This is a genomic window from Paraburkholderia unamae (genome assembly GCF_003096875.1).
Lineage (GTDB): Bacteria > Pseudomonadota > Gammaproteobacteria > Burkholderiales > Burkholderiaceae > Paraburkholderia > Paraburkholderia unamae.
This window is the reverse complement of record NZ_QEOB01000002.1, coordinates 252,149-269,637: the sequence shown is the minus strand read 5'-3', so window position 1 is coordinate 269,637 and position 17,489 is coordinate 252,149. Positions and strand designations below refer to the sequence as shown.

Genomic DNA, 17,489 nt, shown 5'->3' with positions numbered 1-17,489 from the left:
TGAACGTGAAAAAAACCTGGTTCTCCGCAGGACAGATCCTGCTGACGCTCATCGTCGTCGTGGTCGCCGCGCTCGTGCTGTGGCGCATCGTCAACTACTACATGTTCTCGCCCTGGACGCGCGACGGCCACGTGCGCGCCGACGTGATCCAGGTCGCGCCCGACGTGGGCGGCCTCATCACCTCCGTGCAGGTCGTGGACAACCAGCAGGTCAGGCAGGGGCAGGTGCTGTTCGTGATCGACCGGGCGCGCTACGCGCTCGCGCTGCGTCTCGCGCAGGCCACGCTCGAACAACGCAAGGCGACGCTCGCGCAGGCCAAACGTGAACTGGCTCGCAATATCGGGCTCGGCAATCTCGTGGCGGCCGAAACGCTCGAAGAAAGCCGCACGCGCGTCGATCAGGGGGAAGCGGCTGCCGCCGACGCCCAGGTCCAGGTCGACACCGCGAAGCTGAACCTGGAGCGCACGACCATCGTGAGCCCCGTGGACGGCTATCTGAACGACCGCGCGCCGCGCGTGGGCGAATATGTTTCGGCGGGCCGCGCCGTGCTCTCGGTAGTGGACATGCATTCGTTCCGCGTGGACGGCTACTTCGAGGAAACGCGCCTGCACGGCATTCATATCGGCCAGCCCGTGGAAATCACGGTGATGGGCGAATCGCGTCCGCTGCGCGGCCACGTGCAGAGCATCGTCGCCGCCATCGAGGACCGCGACCGCCAGGCCAGCCCGAACCTGCTGCCCAACGTGAATCCGGCGTTTAGCTGGGTGCGGCTCGCGCAGCGTATTCCGGTGCGCGTGGCGCTCGACGAAGTGCCCGACGACTTCCGCATGATCGCGGGCCGCACGGCCACCGTGGCCGTGCGCGCCGACGCGCGCGACGACCGGCAGGCCGGACGCGCGCAGGGCGCGAGCGGCGCCAGCGCGGCGAACGTGGCGAACGCGGCAAGCGGCGCACAAGCCGCACCGGGCGCGAGCGTGCCCGCCACATCGAACGCCCTCGCCGCCTCGGCCGCCGCCGGAGCTTCGCAATGACACGTCGCAGTCTCTGGCGCAGCTTCGCCCTCACGCCGCTCGCCCTGGCGCTGGGCGCGTGCATGACGCTCGGGCCGAACTACCGGCTGCCGCAGGAAGCCGTAGTGAATGCGCCGCTTGCGCAAGGGCCGATCGATGGCGCGGACCATGCGCCCGTCTCGCAGCAAGGCGTGCCCGCCAACTGGTGGCAGCTTTACGACGACCCCGCGCTCAATGAGCTCGTGCAGGACGCGCTGGCGTCGAACACGAATCTGCGCGTGGCCGCCGCGAATCTCGAACGCTCGCGCGCCGTCGTGGCCGTCGCCAGCGCGCAGGGCGGCTTCTCGGGCGGCGCGACCGCCACCGTGGAGCGCGCGCAGGTGTCGGGCGAGCAGTACCTGCTGTTCGAAAAGGTGCCGGTGGCGAACCTGGGCGACCTCGGCATCAATGTGTCGTACGAATTCGATCTGTTCGGCAAGCTCAAGCGCGGCGTGGAAGCCGCGCGCGCCGACGACGAGGCCGTCGAAGCCGCCGCCGACCTCGCGCGCATCAGCGTGGTCGCCGACGTGGTGCAGGCCTATGTCGAGTCGTGCTCGGCCGCCGAGGAACTCGCCATCGCGCAGGAATCGCTGAAGCTGCAACAGCAGCGCGTGGCGCTCACGAAGCGTCTGCGCGACGCGGGCCGAGGCAATCAGCCCGACGTGACGCGCGGACAGACCCAGGCCAACACGATCGCCGCCGATATCCCGCGCTTCGAAGGCCGCCGCCGCGTGGCCCAGTATCAGCTCGCCATGCTGCTCGCGCGCTCGCCCAAGGACCTGCCGCCCGCCGCGCTCGCCTGCAATCGTCTGCCCAAGCTCAAGCAGCCGATTCCCGTGGGCGACGGCGCCGCGCTCCTCAAGCGCCGCCCCGATGTGCGCGAGGCCGAGCGCCAGCTCGCGGCGTCGACGGCGCGCATCGGCGTGGCGATTGCCGAGATGTACCCCGACGTCAGCTTCGGCGCGGGCGTGGGCACGGTCGGCCTGACCGGGGACCTGTTCTCGCCCAAGACCAATGCATGGTCATTCGGACCCCTGATTAGCTGGACCTTCCCGGCCAACGGCCAGCGCGCTCGCGTGCGCGCGGCCGAAGCGGCGACGGGCGGCGCGCTCGCGCATTTCGACGGCGTGGTGCTCAATGCGCTGCGCGAAACGCAGTCGAGCCTTGCGACCTACGCCGCCGACGACCAGCGCGCCGATTCGCTTCGCACCGCTTACGATTCCGCGAAGCAGTCGGCGGACGAAACGCATCGTCTCTATGCCGCGGGCCGCGAACCGTTCCTCTCCGATCTCGACGCCACGCGCACGCTCACCAGCGTGCATGCGCAGGTGGCGGCGGCCGAAGGCCAGGTTGCGCTCGACCAGGTGCGCTTGTTCCTCTCGCTTGGCGGGGGCTGGGAAGGCAACCGGGAAGCGGAAGCACAGAAGGCATCGCCGCAGGGATCGCATCCTGGCTCGCAGAACGCGAATGCGCCGTCGGCAGCCTCGGCTGCGTCCGCGGACTAGGGCGCTTATCGCCTATCGCTCAGTGCGCCGCGCCGGCTTGCGCGGCGTCGGCGCGCGTCGACCTGGGCGGCTTCGCATTCGCGCCGCGCACCTCGAAGCGCACCGTGTCGGTCACCTGCCCGGTCGCATCGACGAGTTCCAGCCGATGCTTGCCCGGCCACGGCAGCCACGCCACGCGCGCGGCGCCGCCCAGCGCCTTGCCGTCCAGCCGCCAGTTCACGCGCGCCGTCGACCCGCTGGCGCGCTCGAACCATACGCGCTGACGCTGCGCGGGAATGTCGGGATCGAGCGCGAAGATCGTGCCGTCCACGGGGCTGCCGATCTGCGCGGGGCCACGCGCGAGGTCGGCCGCGTTCGAGGCGAGTCCCACCTGCGGCGTTGCCGTGCCCGCAATGAACCACTCGTTGCGCGAGGGCTCCACCGCATCGGCGAACTGCACACGCACGCGCTCCACGCCGGGCGGCGCGGCGGGCGCGACGCTCGGCACGCGCCGGTGCAGATAACCGACGAGCGCGGCCCACACCGGCGCCGCGCCGCTCACGCCCGAGACGTCCCACATGGGCGAGCCGTCCGCGTTGCCCACCCACACGCCCACCGTGTAGCGCGAGGTGTAGCCCACCGTCCAGTTGTCGCGCATGTCCTTGCTCGTGCCCGTCTTGACGGCGGAAAACATGCGCGTGTCGAGCGGGCTGTCGAAACCGAAGGTGCGCGTGCGGGCATTGTTGTCGGCCAGCACGTCGGTCACGATGAACGCGGCCTCGCGGCTGAACACACGCGCCGCAACGCCATGCGGCGCCAGCGCGTCCGGCATCTCGACCACCGGCGCCACCACGCCGCCGTTGGCGAGCGCGCGATACGCGTTCGTGAGCGTGACGAGGCTCACGTCGGCGCTGCCCAGCGCGAGGCTGAAGCCGTAGTAGTCGCCGGACTGCGTGAGCGGCAGGCCGAGCGCCGTGAGCGTTTTCGCGAAACGGTGCGGCGTGACCATCACGAGCGTGCGCACGGCCGGCACGTTCAGCGACGAACCGAGCGCGGTGCGCACGCTCACCCAGCCCTTGAAGCCCTTGTCGTAGTTCTGCGGCATGTAGAGGCCACCGCCCGCCGCGAGATCGAGCGGCGCGTCGTCGAGCAGCGAGGCGGTCGTCACGCGGCGCTCGTCGATGGCCTGGGCATAGAGAAAAGGCTTGAGCGTGGAACCCGCCTGGCGCAGCGCGAGCGCCGTATCGACTTCGCGCGCCTTCGATAGTCCACCTGATGAGCCGACCCACGCGAGCACCTGGCCCGTCGCGTTGTCGAGCACGACGACAGCGCCGTCCTGCACGTTGCGCGGGTGCGCACGCGCGTTGAGTTCGATGAGCGTGCGCGTGAGCGTGTCGCGCGCGTAGCGTTGCAGGTTCGCGTCGAGCGTCGAGCGCACGCGCATGCCGGGCGCGGGATGCACCGCATTCGCGATCTGGCGCGCGAAATGCGGCGCGAGTTGCGGCGAGTTTGCGCTGCGGCCGTCGAACGACGCGTCGTCGCTCGCGCCGGCCGGACGGGCGAAGGCCATTTGCACGAAGGCGTCGAGGTTCGGACAGCCCTTCCCGGTGTTCGCAAGATTCGCGGCGTTCGCCGCGTTCATGTCGCGCAAAATGCGGCATGCGCGCGTGGCGACCTTCGGATAGGGCGCGTTCGGCGCGCGGATCAGCGCGGCGGCCACGGCCGATTCGCGCTCGTCCAGGCCTGATGGCGCCTTGCCAAACAGCGTTTGCGACAGCGCGGCGAGGCCCACCGTCTCGCCGCGAAACGGCACGAGATTCAGATACGCTTCGAGTATCTGATCCTTGCGCCAGTCGCGTTCGAGCCGCAGCGCGTCCACCGCCTGCACGGCCTTTTGCGTGAGCGAGCGCTGGCCCGAGTGCTTCGGATCGTCGTCGAGCAGGCCCGTGAGTTGCATCGTGACCGTCGACGCCCCGCGTGTGCGCGTATTCCACAGGTTCGCCCAGGCCGCCGCCGCCGCGCCGCGCCAGTCCACGCCGCTGTGTTCGTAGAATCGTTTGTCCTCCGAAACAACGATTGCCTCGCGCAGCGCGGGAGAAACGTCCGCGAGCGCCACCCAGTCGCCGCGCCGCGCGGTGTGCTCGACCCGCGTGCGTTGCAGCGGCGTGCCGTCGCGCGCGAGCAGCACCCAGTCCGAGCTTTGCCACTCGCCGCGCACGTCGTCGAAGGTGGGCAGCGCGAACGCGGGCAGCGGCAGCAGCGCCACGCAAAGCGCGACGGCGGGCAACACAGCCCTGTGCGCGCTGCGCCTCATTGCGTGGCCGCCTTCACGACCATGGGCGCGTTCGGCGCGACGCCGAACGTGGCCGGCGCGTACAGCGCCTCGACGCGCGTGGGCGGCAGCCCGAACGTGCCGACGTTGTTGAGCCGCACGGTGTACTCCACCGACACCTTGCCCTTGGGCAGATACTCGTAGTACGCGCGATAGCCGTCGAAGCCGCGCTCGACGAATGCGGGCCACGGGCCGTTCTCGTCCTGCTTCTCCCCTTGCGTGGCCACCGCCGAATCGCGCCCGAGCCCCGAGCCGAGGATGGTCGCGCCCGCAGGCACGGGGTCGCTCACGACCACCCAGGTCATGTCGGTTTGCGCGTCGATATCGAGGCGCACGCGCACGACGTCGCCACGCGTGTACGCGCCCTTCACCGCGGCGTCCACCGGCGTGACGGTCTTCGTGATGCGATAGCCCGCCGCGAACGACGCGCGCAGCGCGACGGCCGCGAGGCTTTCCACCGTGGCCCACGGTTTGCCGGTTCCCTCCTGGGTCAGCGTGAGCGGCATGGCCGTGTGCTGCGCGGGCCACGCCAGCAGCGCGCCGCGCGCGGGCGCAGTCGCGGTGCTCGCGGCACTCGCCGCTTGCGCGGGGGCGTTCCACGCAATCGTGCGCGACGTGTCGCCAAGCTGGATCTTCGTCGTGCCCGTTACCGGCTCATGCTCGAACGCGCGCGAGAAACGCTCCACCGCGAGCGAGCCGTACACGTTCGCCGTCGTCGTGCTCCACGCACCGTTGCGTTGCAGCGCGAGCAGCCCCGCCACGAGGCGCGGCATGTCGTCCTTCCACGCGGGGTCGTCGGCGAAGGCGAGCGCGAGGCGCGCTGCGTTGACTTCCGGGCCTGTCATGAGCCACCACAGGTCGTCCCCGGCGGCGGTGGAGAACGTGAGCTGCGTGCCCTGCCACGTGAGGCGCGCGCGCAGGATCTGCCCGAGCTGCGCCAGTTTCGCCGCGCGATCGGGCACGTCGCGCATGCGCGCGAGCGCTTCGGCGTAATCGATCACCGCGGACGTGGGCCACTGGTTCGGCGCGATCTCGATCGAGCCGAATTGGCGCGCGTTCGCCGCGCCATAGCGCGAGAGTGCGTCGATGGCGGCCAGCTTGCGCAGATCGAGGTCGCGGCGCGGCGACCACGGATTGCGCTCGATGCGGCCTTCCACGAAGCGCGTGAGGCCGTCCACCATCTTGCCGCGCAGGGCGTCGGGCAGCGCGAATCGCGGGTCGAGCTTCGAGGCTTCGTCGCTCACCGTCAGCAGATACGCCGTGAGTGCGGTGCTGCCACGGCTCGCGCTGTCGTCGGCAGGCGGGAAGTAGTTGGCGAGACCGTCGCGGTCGAGATACACGGGCATGCGCGCGAGCACCGTTTGCCAGCGAGCGGGGTCACGCAGGCCGATCGCAATCGAACTCTGCTGCTCGAGGCATGAAAACGGATAGCGCTCGAACCAGCGCCGCACACCCGGCAAACCGTCGGCGAGCTTCGGTTGCAGCGACACCGCAATGCCGCCGCGCAGCACGCCGGCCTTCGTCGCGCTCGCGTTCGCGGGCGCAGCGACGGGAATCGCGAGCGTGCCGTCCACCTGCGCGAGCGTGGCCTGCTGCACGGTCACGGGAATCGCCGCGCTCACCTGTTGCGAGAGCTTCACCGCATCCGCCGCGTGCGCGCCGCCCTGCTCCGCCGCGCTCACGTTCCACACGAGCGCGGGCCGTTCCGCTTCGGCGAGTCCCTCGGGCACCACCACCGTCCACGCCACTTCACGCGACGCATTGGGCGCGAGGTCCACGGTCTGCGCGGCAAGCGCAACCGGCGGCGCGTTCGGCGTGACGAGCACCTTCATCGCGCGCGGGGTCGTATTGCGCAACGTGAATTGCGCACGGAACGTGTCGCCCTCGCGCACGAGCGGCGGCAGGCCCGAGATCAGTTGCAGGTCCTGCGTGCTCTCGATCGTCGCGCTGCCCGTGCCGAAGCGCTCCGCGCCGCTCGCCGCAATCGCGACAATGCGAAAGCGCGTGATGGCGTCGTTCAGCGGCACCGTCACCTGCGCCGCGCCATTCGCGTCGAGCGTCACGCGCGGGTTCCAGTAAAGCAGCGTGTCGAAGAGTTCGCGCGTCGCGCCATGCCCGCCGCCGCCGCCCGCGGGCACCGCCTTGCGCCCGAAGTGCCGCCGCCCGACGATCTCCATTTGCGCGGTGGCCGTCTCCACGCCATAGGCGCGCTGCTGGAGCATGGCGTCGAGCAGATCCCAACTGCGGTTCGGCATGAGTTCGAGCAACGCTTCGTCAACGGCGGCCACGGCGATCTGCGTGCCTGCGGGCACCGGCTGGCCGCCAGGCAGTTGCACGCGCAACTGTACGTGCGACGTGCCGCGCACCGGGTAGCGCTTCGCATCGGGCGTGACGCTCACCGCGAGCCGGTGCGCCGCGTCGCCCACGCGAATCTGCGCGAGACCGTAGCGGTAAGCGGGCTTGGAGAGATCGACGAGCGGCGTGGGCGCTTCATACTGGCGGCCTTCGTACCAGAACGCACGCGCCCATTCGAGCGGCGCTTTCCAGCCCCATGTGAAGAACGAATACCACGGCACTTCGTGAATGCGCCCGCGCAACGCGAGCACGGAAACGTAGACGTTCGGCCCCCACCTGTCGCTCACCTTCAATTCGACCGTGGGATCGCGCCCATCGAGCTGCACGACGTGCGTTTCGATGATGCCCTCGCGTTCCACGGCCACGAGCGCGGTGGCGAAGCGAAACGGCATGCGCACCTGAAAGCGCGCGGTCTCGCCCGGCTCGTAGCTCGTTTTCTCGGGCAGCACGTCGATGCGGTCGGTGTTCTCGCTGCCGAACCACAGTTCGTCCTCGCGCGTGACCCATACCGAGGTCGTCGCCGTCGCGGCATGACCGTCGCCGTCGCGCGCCGTCGCCACGAGATCGATATTGCCCGCCTCCTTGAGCTTCGCGTCACAGGTGAGCAGGCCGTGGTCGTCACTCGTGCCGCTGCACAGCGTGCCGAGATCGCGCGTTTCGGTGTGGTTGTCGTAGGCATAGAAGCCGCCGACCATGCGCTTGCGCGAGGTGGTCGTGATCTTCGCGACGCCGCGCACCTCGAGCTTCACGCCCGCGTGCGGCTTGCCCTGCAAGTCGAGCGCGAGCGCCGTGACCGGCACGCTCTTGCCCACCGACACCCAGCGCCCCGACTTGATGCCCGCCACCACGGCCGCGGGCCAGAGCGTGGCCGCGCCGCTGATGGTCTGCACTTCGCCGTTCGGGTCCGCGAAGGTCGCTTCGAGCGCGAGCCGCCTGGGCGCGTCCACGACCGGCAGGTTCTTCAGCACGATCTGGCCCGCGCCGTTGCGGTCGAGGGTGAGCGGCTCCTTGTCGGCCACGAGCTTCGCCACCTCGCTGTCTTCCTGCGCGCCGTTGTCCTCGTCTTCGGATGCGTTGTCGCCCTTGCTCGCGTTCACATACGGCGCGAAGCTGAAATCGCCGTACGTGGCGGCGAATGCGGGCGTGGTGTCCTTCACGAGCGCCGAGACCTGCACGGGCAAGTTCGAAGCCGCGCCGCCCGAAACATAGTCGATCTGCACCGCGACGGCCGCCTGTGTGACCGCGACCAGCGGCGACGCCGTTTCGTTGCGCACGCCTATCGTGCCCTTGAGCACCGGCAGGCGGAACGCTTCCACGCGGAAGCTGCCGCTGTCGTAGCTCATGTGGAGGGTGTCGGCGCTGGTGTCGCTGGTATTGTCGTCCGCCGTGTCGCCGCCGTCGCTTGCTGCGCTCGCGTTTGCATTACCGTCGTCCAGTGAAACGTCGTATTCGCCCAGCTTCGCCTCCGGCGGCAATACGAAGGTCGAATCGGCCGTATGGTCAGCGGACCATTTGAGCGGCAAATGCCAGGTTTGCCCGCTACCTGCATGGCGTATCGTCACGCGCGTGGGATATTGCTGCGGGAACGCGAAGCCATGCATGGTCTGCGCGCGGATGAAATGCTTCATCGACACCGTTTCGCCCGCGCGCAGCAATGTGCGGTCGAATACGGTATGCGCGCGCACCGTAGGCTCCACGCTCGTGTCGGTCGGCACGTTGAAGCGCCACGACTCGATGCCGCGATTCCAGTCCGACTGCACGAAGGCCATGTCGGGACCGGTTTTCGGGTCGTCGATGCGCGCCGAGACGAACAGTCCGCTGTAACTGTTTTCGCCGCAGTCCCGGCGGTTTGAAAGCGGTCTGTCGATCGTCAGCAGTCCGTGCGAATCGGTCTTGCCTGTCGCGAGCGTGTCGCCGTTGCAGTCCGAAACGTGCACGTCGGCGCCTGCCACCGGCTCGCCCTTGTCGAGCGTCGTCACCCACACCACGCTGTTCTCGCGGCCCTGCTTGACATGCACGCCGAGATTCGTGATTAGCACCGTCGTGCGCACGTACATCGGCGCGGGCTTGCCGAGCAGCGACGCTCCGAGCGAAGGCGACGCCAGCTCGATCACATAGAAGCCCGGCTTCGGCACCGGAATGCCCACCACCTCGAACGGCCGCAGCGTCTTCGGATCGGCTTTCGGCAGAGCGAGCGTCTGCACGCCGGGCTGGCCGTCGAGCAGGGAAAGCGAGCGCACGTCGATGATGCGCGCCTTCGCGCCGCTTTCGCCCGTGCCCTCGCCCTCATCGGCCGTGCGCGGGATCACTACCGGCGACTTCGCGCGCGCGAGCATGCCCGGCATCAGCTTGTCGATCTCCGTTTCGCTCATGCCGTAGCTGTCGAAGCGGTCGACGAGACGCATCCAGCGGCGCATGTCGAGATCGGATTGCACCGCGAGCCTGGCAAACTTCGCCTCGCCCGAGTTGAGGCCCTGCACGTGCAGGTCAGCCTCGACATTGCGCAGCGTGACCGGCACGAGCGGCGGCGTACCCGGCTCCGCATAGCGCTCGATAATGCCGAACGTCGAGGACGGGAATTTGGCGAGCGGCGGCATCGGCGCGGTGGCCGTGCGCAGCGGGAACAGGTCGGCGTTGGCGAGCGGCCTCCCACTCACGTCCTTGAGGCCGGCGGGCGCGGTGATCGTGAGCGTCGTGTGGTCGGGCAACGGCGCGGGGAACGAGATCGACGATACTTCGGCATCCTTGTCATTCCTGTCGAAGGCCGGCGCGATTTCGCCCTTCGGCCCTTGCAGGCGGAACTGCTGCGCGTCGGCGCGCGCAATCGGCGCGCTCAGGTCGATGCGCACGGGCCGCAGCGGCGTGCACGGCGCCTTCGCGTTCTCGCGCTCGCAGCTCATGCTCGCGGTAAACGGCGCGCGCACGGTGAAGTCGAAGCGGCGCTCCACGTCGTTGGGCGTGCCGTTCGGGCCCAGCACGCCCTTGCCATAGACAAGCTGCATCTTCGCGCTGGCAGGCAGCGTTTGCTGGCAAGCGAGCGTGAGCACGTTCGCACTGTCCTTCTCCAGCCGGAAATGTTTGAGCAGCGCCGCGCGCGTGGGCGCATCCACGCTCTGCACGGGAATGCGGTTGCCGAGTCCGCCCGACTCGCACCAGACGTGCTCGCGCACGGAGGCCGGCGTGGCGGGACCGTTGAGCTTGAGCACGAACACCTGGTGCTCCTCGATCTCGCTGCCCTCACCGCTATAGGGCCGCACGCTCACCGGGAACGGTCCGCCCGTGGAGAACGCGAAGCGGCGCCCGCCCAGCACGGCGTTGCCCGCCTGCGACTTAAGCCCGTCGACGAGGTTGACGCTGCATTGCGTGTCGGGCGGCAGGTCGGCGGCGAAGTCGTAGGCCCATGTCTTCGCGTCGATCCAGCGGCCTTGCCCCGCGCCTGCCGCCGCATTGCCGCACTGCACGCGCGCGGGGTCCTTCGCGTCGGGTGCGCCGAACGCCACCATCGCCTCGTCGAACTTCACCACCACCTGGCGCACCTGCGCCACGGTCCCCTGCGGCGAGACGCTCACCGTGCGCGCGGCGTGGGCGCGCCATGCCCACGCCATGCATGCGCCCAGCACCAGGGCAAGCGCGAACGTCCACCATCCGCCTGTTTTTCGTGTTATGCGTTGCATCGTCCGGTCCTCGTTTGCGCGTACGCCGCGCGACGATTGCCGCGCGGCGTGCGGTGAATGGTACAGGGCGGCGCGAGGCCGCGCGCCAGGAATGGCCGGCGCAGCGCTCGCGCAAGCGGCGCACGCCGAACGCATGCGCCGGCGCACAGCATGCCGTGATCCGCGCGCCGTCCATATCGGAAAGCGCTGAATCTGCGAGCAGGCAAACGCGAAGGGAGCGGCTGAGGGAGGGACCAACGAGGCGCGTGAGCGCGAACGGACGAGGGATGACGTGAGCGAGTGAAGGACCGGCGCGACGCACCCCGGATCCGGCGAACCGTCATATAGGCAAGCGACCCGGCGGGCCGCTTGCGAAACATCGGGCTACACGGTTTCGCGATAGCGCGCCGCGGGCTGCGATTGCCCGAAGTTCGCGAACATGGCCACTCGCGCGGCCTCGTAGTCGACCCACTGCTGCGCGTCGGGCAGCGGCGGGATCGTCACCGTTTCGCGGCGGTCGTAGCCCACCAGCGCCGCATCGACGAGATCGCCCGCTTCCATCACGGCCGGCAGCGCGTTCACATCCTTGCCCGAGCGCTGCCAGATCTCGGTGCGCGTGGCGCCGGGCACGACAGCCTGCACATACACGCCCTTCGGCCCGAGCTCCAGATGCAACGACTGCGAGAAGTACAGCACGAACGCCTTGGTCGCGCCGTACACGCTCGAACGGAACTCGGGCGCGAGGCCGATCACCGAGCCGATGTTCACGATCGCCCCGCGACCCTCGCGCGTGAAGCGTGGCGCGACGGCCGCGGCGAGGCGCGCGAGCGCCGTCACGTTCAGATCGACAAGGCCGCCCACGGCTTCGGGGCCCTGCTCGACGAACGTGCCGGGAAGACTCGCACCGGCATTGTTGATGAGCACGCCGATGCGCGAGTCGGAGGCGAGGCGCGCTTCGAGCTGCACCAGGTCCGCGTGCGACGCGAGATCGGCGCGCAGGATTTCCACGTTCACACCATCGCGCTCGCGCAGCCGCGCGGCCAGGTCCTCCATACGGGCGCGGTCGCGCGCCACCAGCACCAGATCGTGGCCGCGCGCGGCGAACCGATCGGCATACACCGCGCCAATTCCCGTGGACGCGCCAGTGATCAGCACAGCAGGTTGAGCAGACATCGAAGCTTCTCCTTTGAGATCCGTTTACATGATGAACGTCATGTAAATTGAATCATGATGACGATCATGTATAATGTCAAGCGTCGATCGAAGCCAGAGCGGAGAAAACAATGAGGGTCAGTCGCGAGCAAGTGGCGATCAACCGCCAGCAGATCCTGGAGGCCGCCAGCCGGCTCTTTCGCGAACGCGGTTACGAAGCGGTCACGGTCGCGGATGTGATGAGCGCCGCCGGACTCACGCACGGCGGCTTCTATGGGTATTTCAAGTCGAAGGACGACCTGGTCGCACAAACGCTCGCCCACGTGTTCGAGCAAGGCGAAGGCGGCGACGCCGATCTCGCGCGTTACGCCGCGCGCTATCTCTCGCCCGCGCATCGCGACAACGTGGCGGGCGGTTGTCCCATGGCGGCGCTGGGCGCGGAAACGGCGCGGCAAACCCCCGAGGCGCGCGCGGCGATGGCCGCAGGCGTGGAGCGGCAGATCGAGCGCTTCAGCGCGGGCATGAAAACGGGGAACGCCGCGGCGGCGCGGCAGGCGGCGATCGGCGGCTGGGCCGCGATGGTGGGTGCGGTCGTGCTCGCGCGGCTGTGCGACGATCCGGCGTTGTCGAACGAGATTCTCGAAGCCACGCGCGCGTGGATTGGCGAGCGCGAGGCGGCGGCGCGCGACTGAGGCCGCGCTGGCCGCCGGCGCTCATGAGCCACGCTCACGCGCCGGATAAAAACGCCCGTGGTCGCGCCATTGCGCGCCCACGGGCGTTTATTACTACGTCATGCGAATCAAATGCCGCTCAACGCGGCTACTGAACGCAGTTCAATCAGTGCGCGTTATAGATCGGCGGCGAGTAGCTGCTGACCGCGCCATCGGTGCGCGAACCGCTTTGCGAAGAACCATTCGTGGCGGGACCATAGCCGCTGGTTTGCGCATTCACACGCGACTGTGCCTGCTGCAAATCCGCCGGATAGTACAGGTCGTTCACCGAGGGGTGATAACCGGCGGCTTCGAGCTGCACGAGTTCGCCGCGCACCTGTGCACGGGTCACGGGACCATTATTGCCTTGCGACTGAGCAAACGAAACGGCCGGAACGACCAGCACGGCGGCGAGCGCAACGGCCTTGATAAGCGATTTCATGACCAACCTCCATTAACTTGATTGAATCGGCGCAGTTTCCTGCCTGCATCCGTTGGGTACCAGTGTAGGAAGATGAGCCATTCGAATAAACGCTACGAACGCGAATTCACTGTTTTCGCAGAACGTATAATCGCCGCGCGTCGCGCTCATTGCCAAAATGCATAAGCTTCTATCGCCACGGAATATGGAACACGTGCGCAACGCACTGTCGCTCTCTGGTGCATGATGAGGACTCTTTCGAGTAATCGATGAGGGGGTGACAATGGCGAAGTGGCAACCCGACCCGACCTTCTACCCGTCCGCGCGCCTCGCGGCCGACGCGCCGGCGGAAACACTGGCCTATGTGGCGAGCTTCGACCCCACGCGCAGCGTGCCCGATTCGCTCGACGTGGTCGATCTGGACCCGCGCTCGCCGGAGTTCGGCCGCATCGTGCATCGGCTGCCCATGCCCAATGTCGGCGACGAACTCCATCATTTCGGCTGGAACGCATGCAGTTCGTGCCTCTGCCCCAACGCGCCCCATGCCCATACGGAGCGCCGCTATCTCGTGGTGCCGGGGCTGCGCTCCTCACGCATCCATATCGTCGATACGAAGCCCGACCCGCGCCGCCCCCATATCGCGCGCGTGCACGAGCCCGAGAGCGTGGCGCAGCGCGCGGGCTACACGCGCCCTCATACGGTGCATTGCGGGCCGGATGGCATTTACGTGACATCGCTTGCCAATGCGCAGGGCGAGGCGCCCGGCGGCATCTTTCTCATGGACCACGAAAGCTTCGACATACTCGGCCAGTGGGAGATCGACCGCGGCCCGCAGGAGCTGGCCTATGACGGCTGGTGGCACCTGGGCTACGACACGCTCGTCACGAGCGAATGGGGCCTGCCCGCGGCCTTCGAAAACGGCCTCGTGCCCGAGGTGCTGCTGGGCGGACAGTACGGCCACCGCCTGCACTTCTGGGATCTGCACACGCGCAAGCACAAACAGGTGCTCGATTTCGGCGCGGAAAACCAGCTCGTGTTCGAACTGCGCCCCGCGCACAACCCCACACGGCCCTATGGCTTCGTGAATTCGGTGATCAGCCTGAAGGATCTCTCCGCCTCCATCTGGCAGTGGTATCGCGACGGCGACGCATGGGCGGCGCGCAAGATCATCGAGATTCCCGCCGAGCCCGCCGACCCCGAACATCTGCCGCCGATGCTCAAGGGCTTCGCGGCCGTGCCGCCGCTCGTCACCGACATCGCGCTCTCGCTCGACGACCGCTTCCTCTACGTGGCGTGCTGGGGCACGGGAGACCTGCGCCAATACGATGTATCGGACCCCGAACATGCTAGCCTCACCGGTTGCGTGCGCATCGGTGGCATCGCCGCGCGCGCCGCGCATCCCCTGGCTCCCGGGCGGGCGCTGAACGGCGGCCCGCAAATGGTGGAGGTGAGCCGTGACGGCCGCCGCGTGTATTTCAGCAACTCGCTCTATGGCGCCATCGACGCGCAGTTCTACCCCGAAGGCATCGACGGCTGGATGGTGAAGCTCGACGCCGCGCCCGACGGCGGCATAGCCTTCGACGAGCGTTTTTTCATCGACTGGCCCAAGTCGCACCGTCCGCACCAGATCCGGCTCGAAGGCGGCGATTGCTCTTCTGATTCGTACTGCTATCCATAAGCGCCGGAACAGGCATGAACGACCTCTTCGGCGCACACTGGGCCGCCTGGGCGGCGGTGGTGGGCAGCGGCGTGTTTCACGGCGCGAATCCGGCGATGGGCTGGCTCTTCGCGACCGCGCTCGGCTTGCAACGCGGCAGCCGCGCCGCGCTGTTGCTCGCCCTGCCGCCTATCGCGCTTGGGCATGCCGCGTCGATCCTGCTGGTCACGTCCTCGACGGCGGCGCTGGGCGCGCACTTGCCGGGCGCCGCGCTGCATTGGGGCCTCGGCGCGCTCCTGATCGGCTGGGCCGCGTGGCAGCACGCGTTTGGGCACCGGCACCGTGTGCGCGTGGGAATGACCGTTGGCTTCGTCGGGCTTGCGGCGTGGTCGGCGTTGATGGCGACGCTGCACGGCGCGGGACTGATGCTGATGCCGGCCATGCTGCCGCTGTGCGGCGGCGGCGCGGGCGGCATTGCGTCGGGCGCAGGCAACCCGTTCGCCGTCCCGCTCGCGTTCACCGCGCTGCATACGCTCACGACGCTCGCCACCACGGGCGCCATCGCCCTGCTCGCCTACGAGTACCTCGGGCTCGGCGTGCTGCGGCGCGGCTGGATCAACTTCGACTGGCTATGGCGCGGCGCGCTCGTGGCCACGGGAACCTTGATGATCGCCACCGCTTGAGCCGCGAACGCCTGCCATCGACCTCAATTGCCCGCCAGATGATTCGCGCTGAGAGTCACATCGCGCCAGGCCTCGATATCGGCCAACGCCGCGCGCAAGCGGTTCGTCACCGCATCCACGCCAAACGCACCGAGCACGAGATGGCGCGGCGGCTTTTCCGCTCCGGCAATGCGGATCATCGCCCGCGCGGCCCGCGCCAGATCGCCCGGCTGATGACCGCTGCCTTCGGCGGTGCGCTTCATGCACGCGCCCACCGTTTGCGCGTAATCGTCGATGCGGTTCGGCGTCTGCACGAGCGAGCGGCCCGCCCGGTCCGTGCGAAACGGCCCCGGCTCCACACAGGTCACGTTGATGCCGAGCGGACCGGCTTCCGCGCGCAGTGAATCGGAGAATCCCTCGACGACGTGTCTGGATGGTGTTTACTCAACCAACCCGTCGCGTAGACCGTGAAAGCCTTGCTGTGCAAGGCCTTCCGGTCAGCGGTTCAGACAATCAACCACCCAGCGACCGCTACACGAGTTGGCTCAACCCGGCCATGAGCGGTCGCTCGCTATCCCAGATGGCTGGACGCTCGAATGGCAATTCTCTACACAAAGCGGCCGTTTGGTCACCTAGCGCGCCGCCCACGCTTCCCGGGTGCGGTCGCTCCGCGATAGCCGCTCGCTCGCGTTATTGCAGCGGGGCCGCCGATATTGATGCTCTGGCCGCCAAGGCGTTGGTCCGGTCGCCGCGAACAGGGCAACACATACCCTGCGAGTTTGCCGCCAAGGCACATCGCTTGGGATTTCTTCAATATTCGACTATTGTCGATCAATATCTACGAGCTAGTCGCGTATTTTGCAATTGATATTAAAGTATGACAAAATGATTTTTCTGCGGCCAATGGATTTTTGGGATCTTGTTATTTTATAAAATCGCAATTGTCCCGAAAATTATCGAAATAATTTGGCATTTGCAGGTGTGTTAAAATTTTGTCGGATACGGAAGCATAAAAATATCATAAAAGTTATGAAATAATTTTCAGAGGTGAGTTATGACGGTGTTACCAATTACGCTGCATACTTTGCATCAAATTATGCGTCACGCGCCCAAAAAATATCTGGATCCGCTTAACGATGCAATGGATGAGTACGACATCGATTCAGCCAAACGCGTTGCTGCCTTTCTTTCTCAACTCGCAGTAGAAAGCTCAGAACTTCGACATACGCACGAGAAGTGGACAAATAAATACAATTTCTCGCTTCCTGGAGTCAAGCGAGCTGCGTTCACAGCGCAGACAGACAAAGAGTACTTCGAGCACTGGTACGGAAACAGGCCTGAACTGGGTAACGACAAGCCCGGCGATGGATTCAAATATCGTGGACGAGGAAGCATTCAGATAACCGGAAAAAACACCTATCGATTAGTTGGCACTGGGATTGGTGAGCCTCTCATAGAACAACCGCAGCTACTCGAAAGTGATATTACGGTCGACATGTATGCTTCTGCATATTTTTTTTCAAAATATGCGCGTCTGTGCGCGATAGCCGATCGGGTGAATCCACATGACGCGACGAGTGTTCAACACGTGAATCACATGCTGACACATGGCGTTAATAAGGGAATAAACGGCCTGATTGAAAGGCTGCACTATTATCGTCGCGCCCTCAGGGCTCTGAGCGCGTGATACGCATGCCATCCGCAATCTAAAGCCAAATATCGGCCAAAAGAGTTTGCGGATCTTGTCGCTATCCACGACGTGTATCAAACCTGCGCTCGCATCGAAAAATTGGCCGGCTTTCCGACGACCTCAGTCGTGACTGTAACGGCCGATGTACTCTCGTAAGCTACCGTAGCACTCGCCTCGTGTCGAACGGCGGCTGAGGGTCGGGTCCGGCCAACGGCCTCGCCGACCGGCGTGAGCCCCTTCCGCAAGCCCTCTACGCCTCTGTTGGATGACGTTTACTGATATATATATCGCACGACCTGCGAAAGCCTTACAGGGCAAGGCTTC

At 67.0% G+C, this 17,489-nt stretch carries 11 protein-coding genes; 6 read left to right on the top strand and 5 right to left on the bottom strand.

Annotated elements, in window-relative coordinates; translation table 11 throughout:
• Nucleotides 1-5: 5 nt before the first annotated feature.
• Both C7402_RS05140 and C7402_RS05135 read left to right on the top strand, forming a co-directional pair.
• A complete protein-coding gene (locus C7402_RS05140) occupies nt 6-1,031 on the top strand; it encodes an efflux RND transporter periplasmic adaptor subunit (protein WP_116610075.1) in 1,026 nt (341 codons plus the stop codon).
• Entirely contained in the window at nt 1,028-2,554 is a 1,527-nt protein-coding gene (locus C7402_RS05135) for an efflux transporter outer membrane subunit (RefSeq protein WP_112169524.1), read from the top strand. Before C7402_RS05140 ends, C7402_RS05135 begins: the two co-directional genes overlap by 4 nt.
• Before the next feature lie 19 nt (nt 2,555-2,573).
• On the opposite strand, the gene pbpC is transcribed toward C7402_RS05135, so the two are convergent.
• The 3 genes from pbpC to C7402_RS05120 all read right to left on the bottom strand — a co-directional run bounded on the left by pbpC (nt 2,574) and on the right by C7402_RS05120 (nt 12,046).
• Complete coding sequence (pbpC, locus tag C7402_RS05130; RefSeq protein WP_116609831.1) at nt 2,574-4,847, bottom strand: penicillin-binding protein 1C; 2,274 nt, start codon at nt 4,845-4,847, stop codon at nt 2,574-2,576.
• Nucleotides 4,844-10,894 carry an alpha-2-macroglobulin family protein gene (locus C7402_RS05125; RefSeq protein ID WP_116609830.1) on the bottom strand — a complete coding sequence of 2,017 codons (6,051 nt, stop codon included), beginning with the start codon at nt 10,892-10,894 and terminating at the stop codon, nt 4,844-4,846. The genes pbpC and C7402_RS05125 overlap by 4 nt, the downstream gene beginning before the upstream one ends.
• Before the next feature lie 363 nt (nt 10,895-11,257).
• Nucleotides 11,258-12,046, bottom strand: a complete 789-nt coding sequence (locus C7402_RS05120; protein WP_116609829.1) for an SDR family NAD(P)-dependent oxidoreductase — start codon at nt 12,044-12,046, stop codon at nt 11,258-11,260.
• 110 nt (nt 12,047-12,156) lie between these two features.
• On the opposite strand from C7402_RS05120, the gene C7402_RS05115 reads away from it, so the two are divergent.
• Nucleotides 12,157-12,717 (top strand): TetR/AcrR family transcriptional regulator, encoded by a 561-nt coding sequence (locus C7402_RS05115; RefSeq protein ID WP_116609828.1) that lies wholly within the window; start codon nt 12,157-12,159, stop codon nt 12,715-12,717.
• A gap of 145 nt (nt 12,718-12,862) precedes the next feature.
• On the opposite strand, the gene C7402_RS05110 is transcribed toward C7402_RS05115, so the two are convergent.
• Nucleotides 12,863-13,177, bottom strand: a complete 315-nt coding sequence (locus C7402_RS05110) for a DUF4148 domain-containing protein (RefSeq protein ID WP_116609827.1) — start codon at nt 13,175-13,177, stop codon at nt 12,863-12,865.
• 262 nt (nt 13,178-13,439) lie between these two features.
• Between C7402_RS05110 and C7402_RS05105 the strand changes: the two genes are divergently transcribed.
• Both C7402_RS05105 and C7402_RS05100 read left to right on the top strand, forming a co-directional pair.
• Nucleotides 13,440-14,834 carry a selenium-binding family protein gene (locus tag C7402_RS05105; RefSeq protein ID WP_116609826.1) on the top strand — a complete coding sequence of 465 codons (1,395 nt, stop codon included), beginning with the start codon at nt 13,440-13,442 and terminating at the stop codon, nt 14,832-14,834.
• A gap of 14 nt (nt 14,835-14,848) precedes the next feature.
• Nucleotides 14,849-15,496 carry a hypothetical protein gene (locus C7402_RS05100; protein WP_116609825.1) on the top strand — a complete coding sequence of 216 codons (648 nt, stop codon included), beginning with the start codon at nt 14,849-14,851 and terminating at the stop codon, nt 15,494-15,496.
• A gap of 23 nt (nt 15,497-15,519) precedes the next feature.
• Here C7402_RS05100 and C7402_RS05095 read toward each other — a convergent pair whose 3' ends face one another.
• Nucleotides 15,520-15,843 carry a Rossmann-fold NAD(P)-binding domain-containing protein gene (locus C7402_RS05095; RefSeq protein ID WP_244314745.1) on the bottom strand — a complete coding sequence of 108 codons (324 nt, stop codon included), beginning with the start codon at nt 15,841-15,843 and terminating at the stop codon, nt 15,520-15,522.
• A 686-nt stretch (nt 15,844-16,529) separates the two neighbouring features.
• Here C7402_RS05095 and C7402_RS05090 point away from each other — a divergent pair.
• Nucleotides 16,530-17,162 (top strand): glycoside hydrolase family 19 protein, encoded by a 633-nt coding sequence (locus tag C7402_RS05090; protein ID WP_116609824.1) that lies wholly within the window; start codon nt 16,530-16,532, stop codon nt 17,160-17,162.
• The last annotated feature ends 327 nt before the right edge of the window (nt 17,163-17,489 follow it).

What these genes read in the sequence shown, in the direction of transcription:
- C7402_RS05135 (WP_112169524.1), top strand. Translation starts at nt 1,028, where the DNA reads ATGACACGTCGCAGTCTCTGGCGCAGCTTCGCCCTCACGCCGCTCGCC.
- pbpC (WP_116609831.1), bottom strand. Translation starts at nt 4,847, where the DNA reads ATGAGGCGCAGCGCGCACAGGGCTGTGTTGCCCGCCGTCGCGCTTTGC.
- C7402_RS05125 (WP_116609830.1), bottom strand. Translation starts at nt 10,894, where the DNA reads ATGCAACGCATAACACGAAAAACAGGCGGATGGTGGACGTTCGCGCTT.
- C7402_RS05120 (WP_116609829.1), bottom strand. Translation starts at nt 12,046, where the DNA reads ATGTCTGCTCAACCTGCTGTGCTGATCACTGGCGCGTCCACGGGAATT.
- C7402_RS05115 (WP_116609828.1), top strand. Translation starts at nt 12,157, where the DNA reads ATGAGGGTCAGTCGCGAGCAAGTGGCGATCAACCGCCAGCAGATCCTG.
- C7402_RS05110 (WP_116609827.1), bottom strand. Translation starts at nt 13,177, where the DNA reads ATGAAATCGCTTATCAAGGCCGTTGCGCTCGCCGCCGTGCTGGTCGTT.
- C7402_RS05105 (WP_116609826.1), top strand. Translation starts at nt 13,440, where the DNA reads ATGGCGAAGTGGCAACCCGACCCGACCTTCTACCCGTCCGCGCGCCTC.
- C7402_RS05100 (WP_116609825.1), top strand. Translation starts at nt 14,849, where the DNA reads ATGAACGACCTCTTCGGCGCACACTGGGCCGCCTGGGCGGCGGTGGTG.
- C7402_RS05090 (WP_116609824.1), top strand. Translation starts at nt 16,530, where the DNA reads ATGACGGTGTTACCAATTACGCTGCATACTTTGCATCAAATTATGCGT.